The following is a 22,222-nucleotide window of genomic DNA, read 5'->3' on the forward strand; positions in this document are numbered from 1 at the left end:
AGCTGATCACCGAACCGGGCCAAATCCTCCTGAAACGACACGATCGCCGCAACCTCTCAAATCGAGAGTGTTGCGACGATCGCGTGAACCCGCCCCTGCCACGGCGGGCCGATTGCCGTGTCGGGGCGGCTAGCTCGCGCGAGCGCCTGCCGCCGCCCCGATCGGCGTCGAGGTCAGATACCGCTGCACGGTCGGTGCGATATCCACAATGATTTGCTCCCGCGAGAGCCCGACCACCGGGGGCAGCCGCAGCACGTAGCGGCACAGGGCAAGCCCGAGCAACTGGGACACGATCAATCCGCCGCGGCGTTGCGCATCAGCCGGGTCGCCGAAGCGAAGCACAGCAGGCAATACCTGGTCCGCGAAGATTTGCCGGAAGCGTTCGCTCACCGCTTCGTCGGCGATGGAGGAACGCAGCAGAATCAGCAGGACCTTGTTGTCGGGCTGGTCCTCCCAGATCGCCAGAAAGCGGCGGACCAGCACCTCACCCACGGCGTCCGGCTCCGCGGCCGCCAGATCGGGCAGATTCAGTTCGACATCGACCGCGGCGGCGAACAGACCGTCCTTACTGCCGAAGTAGCGCATCACCATGGACGGATCGATCGCGGCGTCGGCCGCGATGGCGCGAATGGTCGCCTTGCGAAAGCCCTCCGCAGCGAAACGGGCGCGGGCAGCGTCGAGGATCGCCGCCCGGGTGGCATCGGAGCGGCGCGCAGGCTGTTGATCTGGGACGACGGTCATGCCAACAAGTGTATGCCAACAACTGTTGACTTACGAGGGCGGCCAGGTCTACCTTTAGCCAACAAGCGTTGGCCCACAGATGTTGACCAAGGAGTTCCGATGAACACCACCCCGAGCGACGAACTGCCCGACACCACCTCTGTGGTGATCGTCGGAGCCGGGCCCGCCGGACTGACCGCCGCGATCACGCTGGCCGACGCCGGTATCGACTTCGTACTGCTCGACCGGCTCGCCGAGGGTGCCAACACCTCTCGCGCCGCCGTGGTGCACGCACGGACCCTCGAGGTACTGCGCGAGCTCGGCATCGCCGATGAACTCATCGCACGCGGCATCGTGGTACCGAACTTCACCGTGCACGACGGCGGCCGGACGTTGGCCACTGTGCGCTTCGACGGACTGCCAACGGAGTACCCCTACACCCTCATGGTCGCGCAGGACACCACCGAAACGGTGCTGCTGGAGCGGCTGCGCGCAGCGGGCGGCGAGGTGCGCCGACCGTATCAGGTGACCAGGATGGCCGACGAAAACAACGGCGTCACGGTGGATTACGAAGACGGCGCGGGCAACCCGGGAACTATCAGGGCCGACTACGTGATCGGCGCCGACGGTATGCACAGCGTCGTCAGGGAGCAAGCGGGCATCGGGTTCACCGGCGACACCTACCCCGCCTCCTTCGTGCTCGCCGATGTCAGGATGGACTGGCCGATCGCGCGAAACGAAGTGGCGCTGCACCTTTCACCCGAAGGCGTCACCGTGGTCGCGCCTTTGCCCGACGAGGACGAACCGAACCGCTACCGGGTCGTCGCCACCCTCGACGAAGCCCCCGAACACCCGGACGCCGCCGATATCCAGTCGATTCTCGACACCCGCGGCCCCGGTGGCGCGGTGAAAGTCCGTGAGGTGCTGTGGGGCTCGCGCTTCCGGGTGCACCACCGGGTCGCCGACCACTACCGCGCAGGTCGCGTGCTGCTGGCCGGCGACGCCGCGCATGTACACAGCCCGGCGGGCGGACAGGGCATGAACACCGGTATCCAGGACGCGGCCTTCCTCGGACCGTTGCTCGCTCGCGCCGTCCAGGGCGAGCCGGACACCATCCTGGACACTTACGAAACCACCCGGCGCCCAGTGGCACTCGGCGTCGTCGCCTTCACCGACCGGATGACCAAGATGGGCACCCTGCGCCCGCGGCCCGCCCGCCTGCTCCGCAATACCGTCCTGTCGCTCGCGACCCGCATCCCCGCGGTCCGCCGCAAGTTGGCCTTCCAACTCGCCGAGCTCGCCAACCGCTGAGTCTTCGAGACCGAAAGATCGGCCCGCCAGGACAACTGGCGGGCCCTTCTGCTGGAATTCCTACTGGATGCCGGCTCGCGCCGCAAATACGGAGCCGTCGGCGAAATCGACCTGCCGATCGGCGTTCGACAGCGCGGTCACCAGGCAGGTCCCGAACGACCCGGAGCGATCGAACAGGGTCGCACTGCCGACGGCGACCCCATCTGCGCTGATGTGGCTGTCGGCCGCCAACCCGATCTCCGGCCCGATAGCGGGCCGCGCCAGCGCGAGCGTCAGATCGGTGTTGATGAACCCGATCCCCGCGCTGCCCCAGTTGGTCATCATGCTGGTCGCCTCACCGATCATCGCGGCGCCTGCGAACGCCGAAGGCGTCTCCCCCTCGATCACCGACATCGGCACCTGCCAGGTGCGCTTGCGCCCGCCGTTCTGATGCTCGCCGACCCGCGACGACCAGCCATCGGCGCGACCGTCGCTGTTCCACAGTGGCGGGGTCGGTCCATCGGCGATCGGCACCTCGGGCGGGCGCGGGCCGTCGGCCCTGGTCCAGACCTCTCCGGGCGGCTGCACCGACCGTTTCAAGAAGATCGCCGTCGCGCGGGCCACATCCGCACCGTCCTGCATCAGCGCGGCATCGGCCACCCTGATCCGATTTCCCGCCCTGACCAACTCGGTCACTACGGTCACCGGCTTGTTCAGCGTCGGCCGGAACAGGTCGACCGTCAACCGGGCGGGGGTGAACTCGGCCGAACAATGCTGCAGTTCCAGCGCTCTCGCCAGCAGCCCACAGATCGCAGGCCCGTTGATCATCGTCGACGACCACGCGCTGACAGCGAAGGGCAAGGGCTCGAAGCCGTATCCGGTCGCGGCGAAAAACGCATAGGGCGCTGTCAATTCGATCTCCTGTCTACCGCTCGCGACTGCCGGCAGGTCGCTCGAACCAACACCGCAGGTGACTGCTGGAACGGCAAAGGCCGCCGCAGGTCGCGGCAGCCCTCGCCGGTACCGGTCGCCTCTACTTCTTACTTGGTGCTCGCCTCGATGTGCTCATCGGCCGGACGCGCCTCGGTCTGCTCCTTGGCCCAGCGGTAATCCGGCTTGCCCGCGGGCGAGCGCTTGATCTCATCGACGAACCACAGGCTGCGCGGCTGCTTGTAGGGCGCGATCTCGTTGGTCAGCATGGGGCGCAGCTCTTCCAGCGACGGGCGGTTGTCGCCGCGGCACTGCACAACAGCGACGACCCGCTGACCCCACCGCTCGTCCGCAACGCCGACCACCAGCGCGTCGAAGATCTCCGGGTGCGATTTGAGCGCGCCTTCGACCTCTTCGGGGTAGATCTTCTCGCCACCGCTGTTGATGCTGACCGAACCGCGACCGAGCATCGTCACGGTGCCGTCCTCCTCGACCCGTGCGTAGTCGCCGGGGATCGAGTAGCGAACGCCGTTGATCTCCTTGAAGGTTGCCGCCGTCTTCGCCTCATCCTTGTAGTAGCCGAGCGGAATGTGGCCCCTGCGGGCGAGAATGCCGACCACACCCGAACCGGGCTCCACCGGATTGCCGTCCTCGCCGAGGACCACGGTCGACGCATCGATCTTCACGCGGGGCCCACCGGTGTGCGTCGCACCCTTGGTGACGATGGACAGTCCACCGAAACCGGTCTCCGACGAGCCGATGGAGTCCGAGAGCATCCGGTTCGGCAGCAGCTCGAGGAACTGGTCCTTGAGGGCCGGGGAGAACAGCGCCGCGCTGCTGGCCATCACATAGAGCGTCGAAAGGTCATAGGGCTTACCGGTTTCCGGATTGCCCTCGATCAACGCATCCAGCATCGGCCGCGCCATCGCGTCACCGGTGATGAAGATGAGGTTGATGCCGTGGCGGTCGATGTGCTGCCACACGCCGTGACCGCTGAACTCGGGGATCATCACGGCCTTGCCGCCACCGAAGAGGCTGTGGAAGGTGGCCCACTGTGAGCCGCCGTGGATCATCGGCGGAATCGGGAAGCGCACCATCTGCGGGTTGGCCGCACCGACCTTCGCCAATTCCCATTCGTCGTCGACGTATTCACCGGTGACGAAGTTGATGCCGGCTCCGAGCACCCGCCATACGTCCTCCTGCCGCCACATCACACCCTTGGGCAGGCCGGTGGTGCCGCCGGTGTAGAGCATGTAGAGGTCGTCCGGGGAGCGATCGCCGAAATCGCGCTCTCCGGAGGACTGCGCGAGCACCGTTTCGTATTCCACCGAATCCGCTGCGGTGGGGATCGTGCCGGTCGTATCGTCGTCGACGACGATGACCGTCTTCAGCAGCGGAGTGTTCGGGCGGACACCGGCAACTCTGTCGCTGAAGCGGCGCTCGTGAATCAGCGCGACCATGTCCGAGTTGTCGAAAATATGCTGTAACTCGTTCTCGACGTATCGATAGTTCACGTTGATCATCACGGCGCGTGCCTTGAAGATCGCGACCATGGCCTGGACGGCCTCGATCGTGTTGCGCGAGTAGATGCCCACCTTGTCGCCCGGCTGAACACCCTGTTCCAGCAGGTAGTTGGCCAGCTTGTTGGCCCGCTCCTCCAGCTGCGCGTAAGTCACCTCACGGCCGTCGTCGGCCAGCGCTACGCGGTCGGGCATGAGATCGATGGCGTGTTCGACCAAGTCGGCTATGTTGTAGCTCACAAACCTAAAAATAGAACGTGTTACTGTTTCTGACAAGGCTTGAAAGTCAGGAGAATCACCAATGCCAGATTGCCTCGTCGAGAAACGCGACCACGTCCTCATCGTCACCATGAATCGTCCCGAGGCCCGCAACGCGCTGTCGGGCGAGATGATGGCGATCATGCGCGACGCCTGGGATCAGGTCGACAATGATCCCGACATCCGGGTCGCGATCCTGACCGGCGCGGGCGGCGCGTTCTGCGCGGGCGCGGATCTGAAAGCGATGACGACCCAACACCCGGGCGACTCCTTCTCCGGCGGCGGCTGGGACCTGTCGAAGATCGAAGCGCTGCTCAAGGGCAGACGGCTCACCAAGCCGCTGATCGCGGCAGTCGAGGGTCCCGCCATCGCCGGTGGCACCGAGATCCTGCAGGGCACCGATATCCGGGTGGCCGGCGAGAGCGCGAAATTCGGTGTGTCCGAGGCACGTTGGGGCCTGTTCCCACTCGGCGGCTCGGCGGTGCGGCTGGTACGCCAGATTCCCTACACCGTGGCCGCGGACATCCTGCTCACCGGTCGGCATGTCACTGCGGCCGAAGCCAAGGAAATCGGCCTGATCGGGCATGTGGTGCCGGACGGTACCGCGCTGGACAAGGCGCTCGAACTGGCCGCGCAGATCGCGGCCAACGGCCCGCTCGCGGTCCAGGCCATCCTGCGCACCATCCGCGACACCGAGGGCATGCACGAGGAAGAGGCCTTCAAGATCGACGCCGAGCTCGGCACGGCGGTCTTCAAGTCGGCCGACGCCAAGGAGGGCCCGAAGGCCTTCGCGGAAAAGCGCAAGCCCACGTTCACCGGCTGCTGAAACGACGAAAACATGCGACCCCCTGCGCATTCCGCGCCGGGGGTCGCTTGCGTTGTGGCTCAGTTGCCGCCCGGGTAGTCCATCCAGAACGGCTCCCACTGGTGGCCGTCGGGGTCGATGAACGTGCGGCCGTGCATGCCGACCCGCGCCTCCTGCGCGCGCTTGTCCGCGTTGACCACCTCGGTGGCCCCTGCGCCCAGTGCCGCGGCGGTGAGCGTGTCGACGGCTTCGGCGCTGGCCAGCGCGAGCGCGTACACGGCGCCGATGGTCGAGACGGTGTCCGACAGCGGTCGGCTGCTGAAGGTAGGGAAGAATTCCTTGGTCAGCAGCATCAGACAGATGTTGTCATCGATCACGATGCAGGCGGCGTTCTCGTCGGTGAAGGCCTGGTTCACTTTCCAGCCGAACGCCTCGTAGAAGTTCTTCGACCAGCCCAGATCGGTGACAGGTAGGTTGATGAAGATCATCTTGCTGCTCATGTTCGGTGCCCTTTTCCTCAGTCCATGCGTGGTCCGCTTTTCGGTTCACCAGTAGAGACGGGCCGTCGGCAGAGAACTCATCGCCGACCCGGATGGTGATGCCCGCCACAACCCGCCCCGTGGCTCCGCCACCGTGATGATGATCTCGATTCCGCCGGTAGACCCGCTTCTGGGGTCTGTAATGTGTCGGTGGTCTGTGGCAGGGTGACGTTCATGACCGACTTGTCCGGCAATACCGCCGGCCTCGCCCCCGATGTGCTCTCCTCGTTCGAGGGACACCGGCGGGAGCTGTGCGCATATGCCTACCGAATGCTCGGCTCGTCCTTCGAGGCAGAAGACGCGGTGCAGGAAACCTTCACCCGCGCATGGAAGTCCTACGACTCGTTCGAAGGCCGCGCCAGCCTGCGGTCCTGGCTGTACCGGATCGCCACCAATGTCTGCCTGGACATGATCGATGGTCCGCAACGCCGGGCCCGGCCGATGGATCTGTCCGGGCCGTCGCGGCCGGACACCCCCCTGCCCATGCCGCAGCCCGACTACGTCTGGATCGAACCGATCCCCAATGCCCTCGCCTTCGGGTCGGACCCCGCCGAACACGCGTCCGCGAAGGACACACTGCGGCTGGCGTTCGTCGCCGCCTGTCAGCATCTGCCCGCCACCCAGCGGGCCATCCTGATCATGCGTGAGGTACTGCGCTTCTCGGCCAGTGAGACCGCCGATGCCCTCACCATGTCGCCCGCGTCGGTGAACAGCGCGCTGCAGCGCGCACGAGCGACCATGTCGAAGGTGCAGCCGACGAGCACCGACACCTACGACGAGACCAATGAGGACCAGCGCAAACTGGTCGACGACTACGTCAAGGCGTTCGAGGCCTACGACATGGACACGCTGACCACCCTGCTGAAAGCGGATGTCGCACTGTCGATGCCTCCGATCGAGCTGTGGATCTCCGGCCCGGAGAACGTGGCCGCGTTCATGCTCGGCACCGGCCAGACCTGCCGCGATGCCAGGCTGGTTCGACTCGACGGCGCGAACGGCCTCCCCGCCTTCGGCCACTACAAGCAGAGCGAGCCCGGCGTCTGGACTCCGTGGTCGATCACCGTCCTGGAGCTCGACGGCCCCGCCATCGCCGGCCTCAACTTCTTCCTCGACACCGAAAGACTGTTCCCCCTCTTCGGCCTCCCCCCGGAACTGCGCGAAGAAGTCTGACCAGCGTAGTCAGATGGTGGCTGCCGAATGCTCCACAGCCACCATGTGACTACCGACGTTGCTGGAACCGTCAACGCGACACCGTGTTGGTCGGCAGGAGTCGGGTAGCGTGCCCCAGGCTCTGTCGATCCGCCCTCCCCCATGTCGATTCGAAGGCCCATCGCATACGAACACCCCGTGTACCAGGTGTCTGGTTGCAGCACGGGGTGTTCGGTGCGGAGCAGTGGTTATGATGCGGCCAAGTAGCTTTCCTTGAGCTTGCGCTTGTAGAGCTTGCCGTTGGGGTCGCGCGGGAGTTCGGGGAGGTAGTCGATCGAGCGCGGCATCTTGTACTTCGCCAATTGTGTTGCGGCGAAGGCGAGTAGCTCGGCGGTGAGGTCGTCGTCGCCCTCGAACCCGTTGGCGGGCTGGACCACAGCTTTTACCTCTTGGCCCCAGTCGGCGTGCGGCAGACCGAAAACAGCCACATCGGCGACCTTCGGGTGAGTGATCAGCACGCTTTCGATTTCGGCCGGATAGATGTTCACACCGCCGGAGAGAATCAGATCGGATCGGCGATCGTGCAGGTAGAGATACCCGTCCTCATCGAGATGGCCGATGTCGCCGACGGTGAAAAGGTCACCGACCCTCGACTCCTCGGTCTTCTCCTTGGCGTGGTGGTACTCGAAGCTCGAGGCACCCATCTTCATGTAGACCAGCCCGGTCTCGCCCGCGGGCACTTCGGAGCCGTCTTCCTCGCTGAGCACCTTGATCACCGACCATGGCCAGGCTTTGCCGACCGAGCCGGGTTTGAGCAGCCACTCGGTGCCATTGATTACCGTGCCGCCACCCTCGGTCGCCGCGTAATACTCGGTGACCGTCGGGCCCCACCACGCCAGCATCTGCCGCTTGGTCTCCTGCGGACACGGTGCCGCACCGTGCACCATGCTGCGCAGCGAGGACACGTCGTACTTGGCGCGCACCTCCTCCGGCAACGCCAGCAGGCGGTGGAACTGGGTCGGCACCATGTGGCTGTGGGTCACCCGATGCTTCTCGATGAGCCGCAACATTTCCTCGGCATCCCAACGATCCATCAGAACAACCTTGTGCCCCAGCTGAATCGAGATCGTCGCCCAGTTCAGCACCGCGGTGTGATAGAGCGGCGAGCCGCAGATATGTACGTGGTCGTCATAGGGCGCGAGGTCGAACAGCCCGAAGAACGCATTGGTATGCGGTGGAACGACATCCGGATCGGCGCCGGTCAAAGGGCGGCGAACACCCTTGGGGCGCCCCGTTGTTCCCGAGGTATAGAGCATCGGCGCGCCGGTGGTCCGGTTGTCGGGCCGGCCGGTGTCGGCCGCGCCGAGCCAGGCCACCGATTTGAAGCCCTCGATCTCACCCACCGCGAAGCGTGCCGACGCCGGTAGTCCGGCTTCGTCGGCCGCGGCGATCGCGGCCGCGGCGAACCGGTCGCTGGCGATGAATGCCTTTGCCTCGCTGTCGGAGAGGATGTAGGCGACCTCGGGGCCGGTCAGGTGCCAGTTCACCGCAACGATGTACAGCCCGGCCTGGTACGCCGCGAAGTAGGCGGCGACTGCCTCGACACAGTTGTGCACCATGCTGACGAGCACGTCGCCAGGCTGTAGGCCCAGCGCTCGCAGGCCGGTGCCGTATCGATTGGCCAGCGTGGCCAGTTCGCGATACGTCACCTCGCGGCCGATCGGATCGACCAAGGCGATCCGATCGGGTTCCGCGTTCGCGATATTCCAGAGACCGAGAATTTCTACTGACTCCTGCGTCGTCACCCCTACGAATTTAGAACGTGTTCTACATCTGTACAAGGGGTGCGAGCCGATGCAATTGCTCGATATCGGGAACAGACACCAGCATCTGGGTGACCCCGGCCGCCTCCCACACCCCGAGCTGCTTACGAACATGGTCCTCGTCGCCGATGATCGCGGTGTCCAGAATCAGCTCGTCGGGAACCAACGCGGCCGCTTCCGCCTTCTTGCCCGCCTGGAAGAGCCTGCCGATCTCATCGACCTCACGCTCGTATCCCATCCGCCGGTACACCTGCGCGTGGAAGTTCATTTCCGGTGCGCCCATGCCACCGATGTAGAGCGCCATAATCCAGCGCATCCGCTCGATCTCACTGTTGGCATCATCGGTCAGCACCACCTGGCAGCTCGCGGCGATCTCGAAGTCCGCCCGCGAACGCCGCGCGCCCGCCCTGGCGAAACCCTCGTCGAGCCAGTCGTTGTACATCCCGGCCAGCCGCGGCGCGTAATAGATCGCCAGCCAGCCGTCGGCGATCTCGGCCGTCAGCGCCACATTCTTCGGACCTTCCGCGCCGAGCCAGATCGGCAAATCCGCTCGTAGCGGATGCACGATCGGCTTGAGCGGCTTGCCCAGCCCGGTCGAACCCGGGCCCGTGTACGGCAGCGGGTACTGCGGTCCGGCATTGGTGACCGGGGCCTGCCGTGCCAGTACCTGACGAACGATCCCGACGTACTCTCTGGTGCGCTGCAACGGCTTGGCGAACGGCTGGCCGTACCAGCCCTCGACCACCTGCGGACCGGAGACGCCGAGGCCGAGGATCGCCCGGCCACCGCTGAGATGATCCAGCGTCAGCGCATGCATCGCGGTCGCGGCGGGCGTGCGCGCCGACATCTGCACCACCGAGGTACCCAGGCGCACCCGCTGCGTCGAGGATCCCCACCACATCAGCGGACCGAAGGCGTCCGACCCCCAGGATTCGGCGGCGAATACGGCGTCGAACCCGGCCGCCTCGGCGGCCACCACCAACTCACCGGCATTCTGCGGTGGTTGTGCCATCCAGTACCCGAGTTGCAATCCGAACTTCACCATCGACCTCTTTCCAGCCAACTTCTTGCCAGCAGAATAAGAACCTGTTCTACTCGACATTGTGACTCAGGGGAATACTGCATCCGGCACAATCGCGAATGAGAGAGGGTCGGAATTGAACACTGCGTCGCGCAGCGACTCCACAGCGGGTGGTGGCCCGGCGACGGGTGCGCACTCCGTGCCCGACGTACTGAGCGCGCCCCTTCGGGTGCGATTCGACTACACCCGATCGGTCGGACCGACGATCGGCAACTTCCTGACCAAGCTGCGCGGCCGCAAGATCGTCGGCGTACGCGGTTCGGACGGGCGGGTGCTCGTGCCGCCACCAGAATATGATCCGATCACCTCCGCGCCACTCACCGAGTTCGTCGACGTGGCCGATACCGGCACTGTCGCATCGTGGACCTGGGTGCACGATCCCTTGCCGGGACAACCCTTCGATCGCCCCTTCGCCTGGGCACTGATCAAACTCGACGGCGCGGACACCACCCTGCTGCACGCCGTCGACGTGGCCGAGCCCGGCGCCATCCACACCGGCCAGCACGTCGTCGCCAGGTGGGCGACCGAGACCGCAGGCAGCATCAAGGACATCGTCTGCTTCGAACCCGGCGACACATCGCACGCACCGGCGGAATCTGTCGACGATGCCGAGCCGATCACGGTGATCACCACTCCCGTCGACCTGGCCTATAAACACACCGCCTCGCCGCAGGAAACCATCTACCTGCGCGGACTGGCCGAAGGCAAGCTGCTCGGCGGACGGACCGACGCCGCGGGCAAGGTGTACTTCCCGCCGCGCGGCGCCAACCCGACCGACGGCAGGCCGACCGACGAAATCGTCGAGCTGCCCGACCGCGGCACCGTCACCACCTTCTGCATCGTGAACGTGCCGTTCCTCGGCCAGCGGATCAAGCCGCCGTATGTGGCGGCCTATGTGCTGCTCGACGGCGCCGACATTCCGGTTCTGCACCTTGTCCTCGGGTGCGAGGCGAGCGAAGTGCGGATGGGCATGCGAGTGGAGGCCGTGTGGAAGCCGCGCGAGGAATGGGGCTACGGGCTGGAGAACGTGGACCACTTCCGTCCCACCGGCGAGCCGGACGCCGAATACGACACCTACTCCCATCACCTCTAGAGAGGCCCACGTGACCGACAACGCCACCGACATCGCGGTCGTGGGATTCGCCCACGCGCCGCACGTGCCGGAAACCTTCGGCACCACCAACGGTGTCGAGATGCTGGTGCCCATCTTCCAGCAGCTCTACGCCCAGCTCGGCATCACCAAATCCGATATCGACTTCTGGTGCTCCGGCTCCTCCGATTATCTGGCCGGACGGGCCTTCTCGTTCATTTCGGCAATCGACGCCATCGGCGCGGTGCCGCCGATCAACGAATCCCACGTCGAGATGGACGCCGCCTGGGCGCTCTACGAGGCGTTCGTGAAACTGCGCTCGGGGCAGGCGGAGACCGCACTCGTGTACGGCTTCGGTAAGTCCTCGGCAGGCACGCTGCGGCAGGTCCTCACCATGCAGCTCGATCCCTATCTGGTCGCGCCGCTGTGGCCGGACTCGCTGTCCATCGCGGGCCTACAGGCGCGCGCCGGACTCGATGCCGGTCGCTGGACCGAACGCGATATGGCCGCCGTGGCGGCAGGCGGTGCCGGCGATATCGAAAGTCTGCTCGGCACACCGTATGTCGCCGATCCGCTGCGCGCACATGACGTCGCGCCCATCACCGACGGTGCGGCGGCGATCGTGCTCGCCGTCGGCGACCGGGCCCGCGAGCTCTGCGCGCGTCCGGCCTGGATCTCCGGGATGGCCCATCGCGTCGACACACCTCAGCTCGGCGCCCGCGATCTGACCGTCTCCTCCTCGACTTCGGCTGCCGCCCAAGCGGTTACCGGCGGCGACACCAGCGGCTTCGATATTGCCGAACTGCACGCGCCGTTCAGTCACCAGCAGCTGATCCTCGCCGAGGCGATCGGCCTGAGACCCGAGACCACAGTGAACCCCTCGGGTGGCGCATTGGCGGCCAACCCGATGTTCGCCGCGGGCCTGGAGCGGATCGGCTTCGCGGCCGAAGCGATCATGGCGGGCACCGCGAATCGTGCACTCGCCCACGCCACCAGCGGCCCCGTGCTGCAGCAGAATCTTGTGACCGTTTTGGAGACTCGATGACACTCCCCGCTGCGGTGCTCGGCACCGGACAAACCCATCACGTGACGAAACGGACCGACGTGTCCATGGCGGGCATGTGTCGCGAGGCAATCGATCGCGCGCTCGAGGATTCGGGTCTCACCATCGCCGACATCGACGCGGTCGTGGTCGGCAAGGCACCCGATCTGTTCGAGGGCGTCATGATGCCAGAGCTGTATCTCGCGGATGCGTTGGGCGCCACCGGAAAACCACTGCTGCGCGTACACACCGCAGGCTCGGTCGGCGGCTCGACCGGCGTGGTCGCCGCGAACCTCGTCCAGGCCGGGGTGCACAAGCGCGTGCTCGCGATCGCCTGGGAGAAGCAGTCGGAATCGAATGCCATGTGGGCGCTGTCGATTCCGGTGCCCTTCACCATGCCGGTCGGTGCGGGTGCGGGTGGGTATTTCGCCCCGCACGTCCGTTCCTACATTCGCCGTTCGAACGCACCCGGACACATCGGCGCGATGGTCGCGGTGAAGGATCGTCGCAACGGCGCGAAGAACCCGCTCGCGCACCTGCACCAGCCGGATATCACGCTGGAGAAGGTGCTCGCATCACAAATGCTGTGGGATCCCATCCGCTTCGACGAAACCTGCCCGTCGTCGGATGGCGCCTGCGCGGTGGTGATCGGCGACGAGCAAGCAGCGACCGCTGCCGAAGCCGCGGGCAAGAAGGTGGCCTGGGTGCACGGCACCGCGATGCGGACCGAACCGACCACCTTCGCCGGGCGCGATCAGGTGAGCCCGCAGGCAGGCCAGGACGCGGCCGCCGCACTGTGGAAGGCGGCAGGCATCACCGACCCGCTCGCCGAAATCGATGTCGCCGAAATCTATGTGCCCTTCTCGTGGTTCGAGCCGATGTGGCTGGAGAACCTCGGCTTCGTGCCGCCGGGCGATGGCTGGAAGCTCACCGACAAGGGTGAGACGGAAATCGGCGGCACGCTGCCGGTCAACCCCTCCGGTGGGGTGCTCTCCTCGAATCCGATCGGCGCGTCCGGGCTCATCCGCTTCGCCGAGGCCGCCAAGCAGGTGATGAGCCGGGCCGGGGCCTATCAGGTGGACAATGCCAAGAAGGCCCTCGGCCACGCCTACGGCGGTGGCTCACAGTACTTCTCGATGTGGGTGGTCGGGTCGGAGCGCCGATGAGCACCGCACCGATGAAATTCACCCTGGGCATCGCGCTCAGCCCGCTGGAGCAGCTGCCAGAACTGGCGAAGACGGCGGAGGAATGCGGCTTCGCCTCGATCGGCCTGCCCGACTCGCTGTTCTACATGAAGTCCGCGTCGGCGAAGTACCCCTACACCGCCGACGGCAGCCGCTTCTGGGGGCCCGAGACACCCTGGGTCGACCCGCTCATCGGTGCGACCGCGATGGCGGCGGTGACCAGCCGGATCCGCTTCTACACCAACGTGCTCAAGCTGGGTTCGCGCAACCCGCTGCTGCTGGCCAGACAGGTCGGTTCGGTGGCCAACCTGTCGGGCAACCGGTTCGGCTTCGGCGTCGGGATCGGCTGGGCACCAGAGGAATTCGAGTGGTGCGGAGTGCCCTATGCCCGGCGCGGCGCGCGGGTGGACGAGATGATCGAGGTCATCAAGCTGGTCCTCGGCGGCGGCATGGTCGAATTCCACGGCGAGTTCTTCGACTTCGATCCATTGCAGATCAGTCCGGCGCCGACCGAGCCGGTGCCGTTCTACATCGGCGGACACACCGAGCCCGCCCTACGGCGCGCCGCCCGCGTCGGCGACGGCTGGACCTCGGCCATGATGACCTACGACGAGCTGTGCCTGACCATCGGCAAGCTCGAGGCGCTGCGTGCCGAATTCGGCCGTGCGGCAGAGCCGTTCGAGATCCAAGCGGTGTGCATCGACCGATACGGGCGCGCCGGGTACCAGGATCTGGCCGATGCCGGGGTCACCGACGCGATCGTCGTTCCGTGGCTGGCAGATGGCATCGGCTTCGACGGCGAGCTCGCGGCCAAGCAGGACTCGCTGCGCCGCTTCGCCGCGAAGAACATCGAGGAACCCATCGTCGCGAAGGCAGGCGCATGACTATCACCGAACATCCAGCACGGGCCGCCGGCCTCGCCTCGCAAGCCGCGGTGCGAGCCAGAGACAAGCAGGCGTGGGTCGCGCTGTTCGCCGAGGACGGCATTGTCGAAGATCCGGTCGGCCCTTCGGGTTTCGATCCCGAGGGCAAGGGCCACCGGGGTAAGGAAGCCATCGCGGCGTTCTGGGACATGGCGATCGCGAAGACCGATTCCATCGAGTTCCTGTTCGGCGATTCTTTCGCCTGTGGCAACGAGATCGCCTTCACCGGCACCATTCGCTCCACGCTCGGTGGTCATCGCATCGATGCCGAAGGCGTGTTCACCTACAAGGTAAACGAAACGGGCAAAATCGCTGCGCTGCGAGCCTTCTGGGAGGTCGACCGCGCGATGGCGACCGCGAAGCCCGTCGGCTGAGGGTGCTGCCCCCAGCGGACAGCACGACAAAGGGCCCTCGTCAGCGGCACGAGAAATGCCGGTGGCGAGGGCCCTTTGTCGTCGTCAGTGCGCGACGGGGCAGCCGCTCGAGGTCTTGTAGTCGACCGTGAACTCCTTGACACCGTTGAGCCAGCCGGAGCGCAGGCGCTTCGGGTCGCCCAGCCTGGTGATGTCGGGCATGTAGTCGGCGATGGCGTTGAAAATCAGATCGACCTCCATCCGCGCGAGGTTGGCGCCGATGCAGAAGTGCGCACCGGTGCCACCGAATGCCAAGTGCTGGTTGTCCTTTCGGGTGATGTCGAACTTCTCCGGGTGCTCGAAGACATCCTCGTCGAAGTTGGCGGAGCGGTAGAGCATGACCACCCGCTGCCCCTTCTTGATCTGCACTCCCCCGAGCTCGGTGTCCTCGAGCGCGGTCCGCTGGAAGGAGGTGACCGGAGTCGCCCACCGGATGATCTCGTCGGCAGTCGTGGCCGGGCGCTCCTTCTTGAACAGCTCCCACTGGTCCGGGTTGTCCAGGAAGGCCGCCATGCCATGGGTGATCGCATTGCGGGTCGTCTCATTACCCGCCACGGCCAGCATGATCACGAAGAAGCCGAACTCCTCCGGCGTCAGCTCGTCGCCGTCGACATCCGCCTCGATCAGTTTCGTGACGATGTCGTCGGCCGGACATTCCTTACGAGCCGCGGCCATCTGGTAGGCGTAGCCGAGGACCTCGGCGGATGCCGCGACCGGGTCGGCCTCGTTCTCCGGATCGTCGTACCCGGTCATATCGTTCGACCAGGTGAACACCTTCATGCGGTCTTCCTGCGGGATGCCGATGAGTTCGGCGATGGCCTGCAGCGGCAGTTCGGAGGCGACCTGGGTGACGAAGTCGCCGGATCCGGACGCCACCGCCGCCTGCACGATCGACTCGGCCCTGGCCTTGAGTTCCGCGCGCAGCCCGTTGATCACGCGCGGGGTGAAGCCACGCGAGATGATCTTGCGGAGTTTGGTGTGCTGGGGCGCGTCCATATTGAGCAGGACGAATCGCTGTAGTTCGATCGCCTCGCGGGTGATCTCGTCATTGAACCGCGGGATCGCGGTGTTCTCGAATGAGGAGAACACATCGCTGCGCCGCGAGACTTCCTTGACCTCAGCATGCTTGCTGACGACCCAGAAGCCGTCGTCATGAAATCCACCCGTCTCGGGGGACTTCGGATTCCACCAGATCGGGGCGGTCCTGCGCAGTTCCGCGAACTCCTCGACCGGAACACGCTCGGCGTAAATGTTCGGGTCCGTGACGTCGAACCCTTCCGGCAGATTGGGCCGAGCATTCCGAGGGTCAACCACCAGATGTCTCCTTCGACAAACTGAAACACGTTCTACAATCATTGAAGCATAGGCTGGATAATGAGGGAAGAACTGGACAGATCCGCCTGTCGCTAACGTGGACACACGTTTCAGTTTTCTGTTCCGAAGGAAAGGTTGGTCATGGGCACACCCGTAATCGTCGAGGCCGCTCGCACCCCGATCGGCAAGCGCGGCGGCTGGCTCGCGGGCCTGCACGCCGCCGAACTACTCGGCCTCGCGCAGCGCGGACTGCTCGACAAGGCACACCTGGACCCAGCCCTGGTCGAGCAGGTTATCGGCGGCTGCGTCACCCAGGCGGGCGAGCAGTCCAACAACATCACCCGAGTCGCCTGGCTGCACGCAGGCCTGCCGTGGCAGGTCGGGGCCACCACCATCGATACGCAGTGCGGTTCGGCCCAACAGGCCAATCATCTGATCGCCGGCCTCATCGCGACCGACGCCATCGACATCGGCATGGCGTGCGGCGTGGAGGCCATGAGCCGAGTTCCTTTGGGCGCCAACGTCGGCACGAATGCGGGCCCGCGCAGGCCCGCGTCATGGAGCATCGATCTGCCCAACCAGTTCGAGGCGGCCGAGCGTATTGCCAAGCGGCGCGGCATCACTCGCGACGATGTCGACGCGCTCGGCGTCCGCTCGCAGCAGCGCGCCGCACAGGCATGGGCCGAGGGCCGCTTCGACCGCGAGGTGCTGTCGGTGACCGCACCCGCCGTCGACAAGGAGGGCAACCTCACCGGCGAGAAGCTCGAGGTGAGCAAGGACCAGGGCCTACGCGACACCAACCTCGAAAGCCTCGCCAAGCTGAAGCCGGTGCTCGAAGGCGGTATTCACACCGCGGGCACGTCATCACAGATCTCCGACGGCGCGGCCGCGGTGCTGCTGATGGATGAAAAGGCCGCGCAGCGAGCAGGATTGCAGCCGCGCGCCCGGATCGTCACCCAAGTCGTGGTCGGCGCCGAGCCCGAGTTCCATCTCGACGGACCCGTTCAGGCCTGTACCCGACTGCTCGAGCGGTCGGGCATGAATATCGGTGACATCGATCTATTCGAGATCAACGAAGCATTCGCGGCGGTCGCACTTTCGTGGGCATCTGTACACAATCCGGACATGGACCGAGTTAATGTCAACGGCGGCGCGATCGCGCTGGGGCACCCGGTCGGCTCCACCGGATCTCGGCTCATCACAACGGCTTTGCATGAACTGGAGCGCACCGGAGGCAGTACGGCGATGGTGCTCATGTGCGCGGGTGGCGCACTGGCGACAGGCACGATCATCGAGCGGCTGTAGGAGTCGTGAACCATTTCCCACGATTGGTTGAACGTTCATCCCAGGGCCGCCAAAACGTGTCGTACGCCACACAAAGACAACTAGGGCCAGGTAGATGAGATGTCAGCTATCTTTAGGCTATCATCGATCTGCGGGGCGAGACCCCTGCGACGGGCCAGAACCGGAGAACGCCACCCCTTCGCAAGAGCCGTTGGGGTGACCCGCAAACGCAACGGTCGCAGTCACTTCGCCGCAGCTGGACCTAGAAGCTTCAAGGAAATCCTGAATCAGGCGTAGGTTTTCAGTTACTGAGCCGCTAATATCAATGATACGTATCCGAGATAACGACTGTTAGTACAGCGAAGGGAATTGGGCGGCTCACAATGGCTGATTTCGCGGCGCGGCTGAACAAGCTGTTCGAAACCGTGCATCCCCCGGGGCGCAAGCCGCACACCAACGCGGAGGTTGCGGCTGCGCTGACGGCCTCCGGGCATCCGATCTCGAAACCGTACCTCTCGCAGTTGCGGTCGGGTCAGCGGACGAACCCGTCGGACGAAACGGTGGCTGCACTGGCCAAGTTCTTCAAGGTCAAGCCGGACTACTTCTTCAACGACATCTATGCCGCCAAGATCGATCACGATCTGGAGTTGCTGTCCCAGCTGCAGGGCTATGGACTGCGGCGGTTGTCGAGTAGAGCGTTCGACTTGTCCGAAGAATCACAGAACCTCCTCACCTCCATGGCGGAGAAGTTGCGAGCAAGCGAAGGCTTGCCCGAAATTCCTCCGGACGGTACCGAATAGGTTCTCCTACAGTGCGGTACGGTGCGGCCTTCGGGCCGCACCGTACCGCGTCATGGGTCGGGTGCCCCAAAGTTATGGGGTAGCGGAGAGCGCGGGGGCGAGTTTTAGGCGTCCCCGCGACTTACCCATGCATGTGCGAAAAGAGTTGATCGGATACCTGGTGGGCATACACAAATCCGGCTCGGCGATCGTCGAGCCGGATTCGTTGTTGTGTCCGGAGATTCAAAACGGGGGGTTCACGAAGAATGCGTCGAGATGATCGGTATTGCGGCGAGTCGATCAATTCCGGGCGTGGACGGGAGTTGACGCGTCATAGGCACGAGCGATGGCCTGAACCCAACCGCGCGGACTGATTCCCTCCGGCGGAGCAATCCACCGCGCATCTACCACTACGTCGCCCAAGGGATTACGTGCCCATTCCGCCACGCGGTCGGCGCGCTCGACCGGTGACAACGGCGGTGGGCCTGCGGCGACCAGCTCGACGCCACCACCCGACTGCAGATACAGCGCGTCCATGATCTGCGCCACCTGATCGGACGCCTCGAGCTGCGTGGAAGAACTCGTCTGCTCATGCGCGATCACCTCGGGGAACCGGCCGATCATGACGCGGTGCAGTGGCCGAATCCGGCTCAGCAGCACCCGCGCTCGCACCCACAGCTCCACGACGATCCACACCGAACCGAACGCGAGGAGCAGACCGGCGATCTCCCACGCCTGCCAAGCCCACGCCGCATGGCCGGGAGCCGTTCGCGGCGCATCGATCAGGGCCTGCCGAATCTGTAGCACCGCAAGCACTGCCACGAATGCCGTACCGGTGGTGTAGATCGCGATGCCACGACCGAGCGCCGTCCAGTCGAGGTTGCGCAGTCCGGTGACCACGATGAATATGCTGCCGAGTGCCACCACCCCCCAGCCGAAGGTGGTCGACCAGGCCAGGGTGATCGCAACCGCGATCACACCGACACCGTAGATCACCATGGCGACCTGGCGCAGGTTCCGGCGCGACACCACCGGCCACGCGGCCGCGGCGACCACCGCGGTAGCCGCGGCGAAAATCATCCAAGCCGACACCACGACACCTGCGGAGAGTATGGCGTCGGGCAATCCGCGCGGCAAGAGATTGTCGATCGCCAAAGCGATCTCGGGAACCGCGACCGTCGTGGCAAGCGCGACGGCGGCGACCGCGACGACGATGGCCACCCGAGCGGTGGTCGCGGGCTTCACCAGCACGCGACCCACTCGTGCACCGGCGGCGACCCAGACCAGCAGGGCAGTCAACCAGAAGGTCATCCGAGTGCCTCATCGAATCGAAGGGCCGAGACGCCTGCGCCCCGGCTGTTGAATACGCGCAAACGGGTCATCAACATGGCGGCGAAAGTCTCGGCCTCCCATTCGGCGAGTTCGTCGGAGCCGTCGTCCATGATCTGCTGATGTGCCCGCTGGCTGAGCATGTACGCGATCAAATCGTCGCTGGCCTCGAGCGTCACCTCCGGCGCGGGCGCGCCTTCGTGATCGAACACGATGTGGCCCAACTCATGTGCGAGGGTGTGGTCCCGGCTCGGCAGCGCGGTGGCGAGCACGATCACGTCCCGGTCCGGATAGAACCTGCGCTGTCCACAGACCCCGGGGCCCAGTTGCGCACTAGCGATCTCGATCTGCCGATGGCGCTCGATAGCGATCGAGGCAACCACCTCGTCGAGTGTGGTCGCATCGGAGTCCGCGGCGACGGCGCACACAGCGTCGACCGCCGCGGCGACCCGACGATAGGACCGAGAACTACTGCGCGTCCTGCTCTCACTCATGCCGGCACCTCGCCGACGCTCATGCGCGATGCGCGCTGAAACACGGCTCGCTCACTCAACAGTCGCCCCTCACACCCGCGGTCCGAAGAACTCGGCGCGTGCCGCATCGACACGAGCTTGTGCGGCCGAAGCGCTCTGGAAACTCACTACGCCGGAACCGGTTCCGACCAATGCCATGGCGATGAGACCGCCGATCACCGACAACAGCTTCGGCTCCGGTAGTCCGTTGTTCGCACTGGTCGGCCGAACGTCGAGGTTCGGCTTTGCGGGCGCGGCGGGCGGGGTTGCGGCCGGCGGTGCGGGCGGGGGCGGGGGTGGTGCGTCCGCCGGGGCGGGTGGCCCTGCCACCGGGACCGGCGCGAGCTGCGGTCCGGCGGGTGGAACGACAATGGGCACCGGTGGGACGACCGGGGCCGGTGGGGTTGGCAACGGTATCAGGAGCAGTAGTAGCGGGCTGGCCGAACCGGCTGCGGCCGAACCGACTGCGGCCGAACCGGAACCGATGCCAGCGGAACCGAGACCAGCGGAGCCGACACCTGCCGAACCCACACCCGCCGAACCCACACCCGCGGAGCCGACCGCGGCGGAGCCGGTCGCGCCGAGTGCCGAACCCGTGCCGAGGACCGCCACACCGGTGCCTACCGCGGCCGAACCGACTGCCGCAGAACCGGTACCGACAGCAGCCGAACCGGTGCCGAGCGCGGCGGAGCCGGTCCCCGCAACAGCGGAGCCGGTGCCGACTGCCACGGCACCAAGAGCGGCCGAACCGGTGCCGAGCGCGACGCCGAGCCCTGCCGAACCCGAACCGAGCAGCACACCGAGAATCACCGAGGTCGCCGCCGCAGATCCGGCCGCGGCCGAACCAGCAGCGGCGGAGCCCGCCACCGACGACCCTGGCACCAGCGCCACATTCCCCGCGGCATCGGTCGGCTCTAGTGGGAGGCCGATGGGCGACTGCTGGCCCGGGATCGAAAGCAGCTGCCAGCCATCACCATTGTCAGGACCGGACGCATCTGATGAGCCGGACGAATCGGGCTGGGCCTGAGCCGCAACACCCCCGAGTAGCGCAATGCCGGCAACAGCCGCAGCTACTGCAACTACGCGCGACGTGCGACCAACGGCCATGCGCCAGCCTTCCCCTCATTCGATACAGCGCAGATCTTTGCCCGGTCGCAACGCACAGGTCCGGGACTTTTGACGGACGGGAGCCCATAGTAAACCCCAGCCCAGATCGGCGCAGAGGGTCGGCTGCGGCGCTCCAGACAACACGCCCGACACGCGGAGCAGCACACGCCAGCGATCACCCGGTAACCCCGCGCATCCGTCCGCGTGAATACCCGACACGCGCCCACACCCCCTCGCAAGCCACACAACTCCACTAGGCCGAATACAGCAGCCAAGCCACACACCCCAGCCAAGCCACACACCCAGCCAAGCCACACACCCCAGCCAAGCCACACACCCCAGCCAAGCCACACACCCCAGCCAAGCCACACACCCCAGCCAAGCCACACGGTGTCGTCATTGCATGCTCCGCACAGAGGGTGTCCAGTTTCAACACCGGGTTCAGCACACCGTAAGGGCTGTTCGAAAGGCGCTTCGTAGCAACAGTTTCTGATCCGAGATCCCTACAACGCCACCACAACCAGTCCCGACGCCGGAAGCCGTGGGCCTGCTTACCCAGGTTGCGGAAGAGAAAGCCGGGAACGGCACACGACGTGCCCAGCACTGCCCGGAAACCACCCCAACGCAACCCACGCGCCCAAACCCGCCCGAGCGGGTGCATTCCGGGAACCACCCCAACGCAACCCACGCGCCCAAACCCGCCCGAGCGGGTGCATTCCGGGAACCACCCCAACGCAACCCACGCGCCCAAACCCGCCCGAGCGGGTGCATTCCGGAAACCACCCCAACACAACCCACGCGCCCAAACCCGCCCGAGCGGGTGCATTCCGGGAACCACCCCACCACGATGCCGTCCCGGAAAGGCGTGCCCGCCAGGGGATTGCCGGGGCAGTGCTGGGCGCGTCGGGTGCCGTACCCGACTTACCTCCCGCTGCCAGGTGCGCGGTGTCGAGTTCCGGCGTGGTCATCTGGCTGTGGTGCCGTTCTCGAGAACCCTTTCTCGAGCGGGCGTAGTGAAATGGTGGTTGGCGGTGAGCCTGGGTTCAAGGGGTGGATGCAACACCCACCCCTTGAACCCCGTGGAGTGTTGCGATGGCGCTGCCGCCGTTGAATGTTGTGACTTGCTTGTT

General features: G+C 65.6%; 20 protein-coding genes. 10 read left to right on the forward strand and 10 right to left on the reverse strand.

The window, feature by feature from the left end; genetic code table 11:
• Positions 1-129: 129 nt before the first annotated feature.
• On the reverse strand, positions 130-741 hold the full coding sequence (locus tag AB0M74_RS34310; RefSeq protein ID WP_366530469.1) for a TetR/AcrR family transcriptional regulator: 612 nt from the start codon (positions 739-741) through the stop codon (positions 130-132).
• A gap of 99 nt (positions 742-840) precedes the next feature.
• Here AB0M74_RS34310 and AB0M74_RS34315 point away from each other — a divergent pair, with 99 nt between their 5' ends.
• On the forward strand, positions 841-2,031 hold the full coding sequence (locus tag AB0M74_RS34315) for an FAD-dependent monooxygenase (RefSeq protein ID WP_366530470.1): 1,191 nt from the start codon (positions 841-843) through the stop codon (positions 2,029-2,031).
• Between the two features lie 60 nt (positions 2,032-2,091).
• Here AB0M74_RS34315 and AB0M74_RS34320 read toward each other — a convergent pair whose 3' ends face one another.
• On the reverse strand, positions 2,092-2,922 hold the full coding sequence (locus AB0M74_RS34320) for an acyl-CoA thioesterase domain-containing protein (RefSeq protein ID WP_366530471.1): 831 nt from the start codon (positions 2,920-2,922) through the stop codon (positions 2,092-2,094).
• A gap of 128 nt (positions 2,923-3,050) precedes the next feature.
• Positions 3,051-4,700 (reverse strand): acyl-CoA synthetase, encoded by a 1,650-nt coding sequence (locus AB0M74_RS34325; RefSeq protein ID WP_366530472.1) that lies wholly within the window; start codon positions 4,698-4,700, stop codon positions 3,051-3,053.
• Positions 4,701-4,761: 61 nt separating this feature from the next.
• On the opposite strand from AB0M74_RS34325, the gene AB0M74_RS34330 reads away from it, so the two are divergent.
• A complete protein-coding gene (locus tag AB0M74_RS34330) occupies positions 4,762-5,544 on the forward strand; it encodes a crotonase/enoyl-CoA hydratase family protein (protein WP_366530473.1) in 783 nt (260 codons plus the stop codon).
• A 59-nt stretch (positions 5,545-5,603) separates the two neighbouring features.
• Here AB0M74_RS34330 and AB0M74_RS34335 read toward each other — a convergent pair whose 3' ends face one another.
• On the reverse strand, positions 5,604-6,023 hold the full coding sequence (locus tag AB0M74_RS34335) for a VOC family protein (protein WP_366530474.1): 420 nt from the start codon (positions 6,021-6,023) through the stop codon (positions 5,604-5,606).
• Positions 6,024-6,236: 213 nt separating this feature from the next.
• On the opposite strand from AB0M74_RS34335, the gene AB0M74_RS34340 reads away from it, so the two are divergent.
• Entirely contained in the window at positions 6,237-7,232 is a 996-nt protein-coding gene (locus AB0M74_RS34340; RefSeq protein WP_366530475.1) for a sigma-70 family RNA polymerase sigma factor, read from the forward strand.
• A 227-nt stretch (positions 7,233-7,459) separates the two neighbouring features.
• Here the strand turns inward: AB0M74_RS34340 and AB0M74_RS34345 are convergent, their stop codons facing one another.
• Together AB0M74_RS34345 and AB0M74_RS34350 are read right to left on the reverse strand one after the other, a co-directional pair.
• Positions 7,460-9,016: an acyl-CoA synthetase gene (locus AB0M74_RS34345; protein ID WP_366530476.1), complete on the reverse strand. Its 1,557-nt coding sequence runs from the start codon at positions 9,014-9,016 to the stop codon at positions 7,460-7,462.
• A 22-nt stretch (positions 9,017-9,038) separates the two neighbouring features.
• A complete protein-coding gene (locus AB0M74_RS34350; RefSeq protein WP_366530486.1) occupies positions 9,039-10,076 on the reverse strand; it encodes an LLM class F420-dependent oxidoreductase in 1,038 nt (345 codons plus the stop codon).
• Between the two features lie 178 nt (positions 10,077-10,254).
• On the opposite strand from AB0M74_RS34350, the gene AB0M74_RS34355 reads away from it, so the two are divergent.
• The 5 genes from AB0M74_RS34355 to AB0M74_RS34375 are packed head-to-tail and all read left to right on the forward strand — an operon-like array spanning position 10,255 to position 14,728.
• Positions 10,255-11,208 (forward strand): OB-fold domain-containing protein, encoded by a 954-nt coding sequence (locus AB0M74_RS34355; RefSeq protein WP_366530477.1) that lies wholly within the window; start codon positions 10,255-10,257, stop codon positions 11,206-11,208.
• A gap of 10 nt (positions 11,209-11,218) precedes the next feature.
• On the forward strand, positions 11,219-12,250 hold the full coding sequence (locus AB0M74_RS34360) for a thiolase domain-containing protein (protein WP_366530478.1): 1,032 nt from the start codon (positions 11,219-11,221) through the stop codon (positions 12,248-12,250).
• Positions 12,247-13,413 carry a thiolase domain-containing protein gene (locus AB0M74_RS34365; protein ID WP_366530479.1) on the forward strand — a complete coding sequence of 389 codons (1,167 nt, stop codon included), beginning with the start codon at positions 12,247-12,249 and terminating at the stop codon, positions 13,411-13,413. The genes AB0M74_RS34360 and AB0M74_RS34365 overlap by 4 nt, the downstream gene beginning before the upstream one ends.
• A gap of 11 nt (positions 13,414-13,424) precedes the next feature.
• Positions 13,425-14,315, forward strand: a complete 891-nt coding sequence (locus AB0M74_RS34370) for a TIGR03619 family F420-dependent LLM class oxidoreductase (protein ID WP_366530487.1) — start codon at positions 13,425-13,427, stop codon at positions 14,313-14,315.
• The gene (locus AB0M74_RS34375) at positions 14,312-14,728 is read left to right on the forward strand and encodes a nuclear transport factor 2 family protein (RefSeq protein ID WP_366530480.1); all 417 of its coding nucleotides are present in this window, start codon (positions 14,312-14,314) and stop codon (positions 14,726-14,728) included. Before AB0M74_RS34370 ends, AB0M74_RS34375 begins: the two co-directional genes overlap by 4 nt.
• Before the next feature lie 84 nt (positions 14,729-14,812).
• Here AB0M74_RS34375 and AB0M74_RS34380 read toward each other — a convergent pair whose 3' ends face one another.
• Positions 14,813-16,081 (reverse strand): cytochrome P450, encoded by a 1,269-nt coding sequence (locus AB0M74_RS34380; RefSeq protein ID WP_366530481.1) that lies wholly within the window; start codon positions 16,079-16,081, stop codon positions 14,813-14,815.
• Between the two features lie 141 nt (positions 16,082-16,222).
• On the opposite strand from AB0M74_RS34380, the gene AB0M74_RS34385 reads away from it, so the two are divergent.
• Entirely contained in the window at positions 16,223-17,386 is a 1,164-nt protein-coding gene (locus tag AB0M74_RS34385; RefSeq protein WP_366530482.1) for a steroid 3-ketoacyl-CoA thiolase, read from the forward strand.
• A 362-nt stretch (positions 17,387-17,748) separates the two neighbouring features.
• A complete protein-coding gene (locus AB0M74_RS34390; RefSeq protein ID WP_011207048.1) occupies positions 17,749-18,165 on the forward strand; it encodes a helix-turn-helix domain-containing protein in 417 nt (138 codons plus the stop codon).
• 279 nt (positions 18,166-18,444) lie between these two features.
• On the opposite strand, the gene AB0M74_RS34395 is transcribed toward AB0M74_RS34390, so the two are convergent.
• The 3 genes from AB0M74_RS34395 to AB0M74_RS34405 all read right to left on the reverse strand — a co-directional run bounded on the left by AB0M74_RS34395 (position 18,445) and on the right by AB0M74_RS34405 (position 20,867).
• Positions 18,445-19,455, reverse strand: a complete 1,011-nt coding sequence (locus tag AB0M74_RS34395; protein WP_366530483.1) for a hypothetical protein — start codon at positions 19,453-19,455, stop codon at positions 18,445-18,447.
• Positions 19,452-19,967, reverse strand: coding sequence for an ImmA/IrrE family metallo-endopeptidase (locus AB0M74_RS34400; protein WP_366530484.1), 516 nt, complete (start codon positions 19,965-19,967; stop codon positions 19,452-19,454). The genes AB0M74_RS34395 and AB0M74_RS34400 overlap by 4 nt, the downstream gene beginning before the upstream one ends.
• A gap of 69 nt (positions 19,968-20,036) precedes the next feature.
• Positions 20,037-20,867, reverse strand: coding sequence for a hypothetical protein (locus tag AB0M74_RS34405; RefSeq protein ID WP_366530485.1), 831 nt, complete (start codon positions 20,865-20,867; stop codon positions 20,037-20,039).
• Between the last annotated feature and the right edge of the window lie 1,355 nt (positions 20,868-22,222).

The organism is Nocardia sp. NPDC051463, assembly GCF_040681975.1.
Lineage (GTDB): Bacteria > Actinomycetota > Actinomycetes > Mycobacteriales > Mycobacteriaceae > Nocardia.

Coding starts and splice junctions, on each gene's coding strand:
- AB0M74_RS34310 (WP_366530469.1), bottom strand. CDS start 741: ATGACCGTCGTCCCAGATCAACAGCCTGCGCGCCGCTCCGATGCCACC.
- AB0M74_RS34315 (WP_366530470.1), top strand. CDS start 841: ATGAACACCACCCCGAGCGACGAACTGCCCGACACCACCTCTGTGGTG.
- AB0M74_RS34330 (WP_366530473.1), top strand. CDS start 4,762: ATGCCAGATTGCCTCGTCGAGAAACGCGACCACGTCCTCATCGTCACC.
- AB0M74_RS34335 (WP_366530474.1), bottom strand. CDS start 6,023: ATGAGCAGCAAGATGATCTTCATCAACCTACCTGTCACCGATCTGGGC.
- AB0M74_RS34340 (WP_366530475.1), top strand. CDS start 6,237: ATGACCGACTTGTCCGGCAATACCGCCGGCCTCGCCCCCGATGTGCTC.
- AB0M74_RS34365 (WP_366530479.1), top strand. CDS start 12,247: ATGACACTCCCCGCTGCGGTGCTCGGCACCGGACAAACCCATCACGTG.
- AB0M74_RS34370 (WP_366530487.1), top strand. CDS start 13,425: ATGAAATTCACCCTGGGCATCGCGCTCAGCCCGCTGGAGCAGCTGCCA.
- AB0M74_RS34375 (WP_366530480.1), top strand. CDS start 14,312: ATGACTATCACCGAACATCCAGCACGGGCCGCCGGCCTCGCCTCGCAA.
- AB0M74_RS34385 (WP_366530482.1), top strand. CDS start 16,223: ATGGGCACACCCGTAATCGTCGAGGCCGCTCGCACCCCGATCGGCAAG.
- AB0M74_RS34390 (WP_011207048.1), top strand. CDS start 17,749: ATGGCTGATTTCGCGGCGCGGCTGAACAAGCTGTTCGAAACCGTGCAT.
- AB0M74_RS34395 (WP_366530483.1), bottom strand. CDS start 19,455: ATGACCTTCTGGTTGACTGCCCTGCTGGTCTGGGTCGCCGCCGGTGCA.
- AB0M74_RS34400 (WP_366530484.1), bottom strand. CDS start 19,967: ATGAGTGAGAGCAGGACGCGCAGTAGTTCTCGGTCCTATCGTCGGGTC.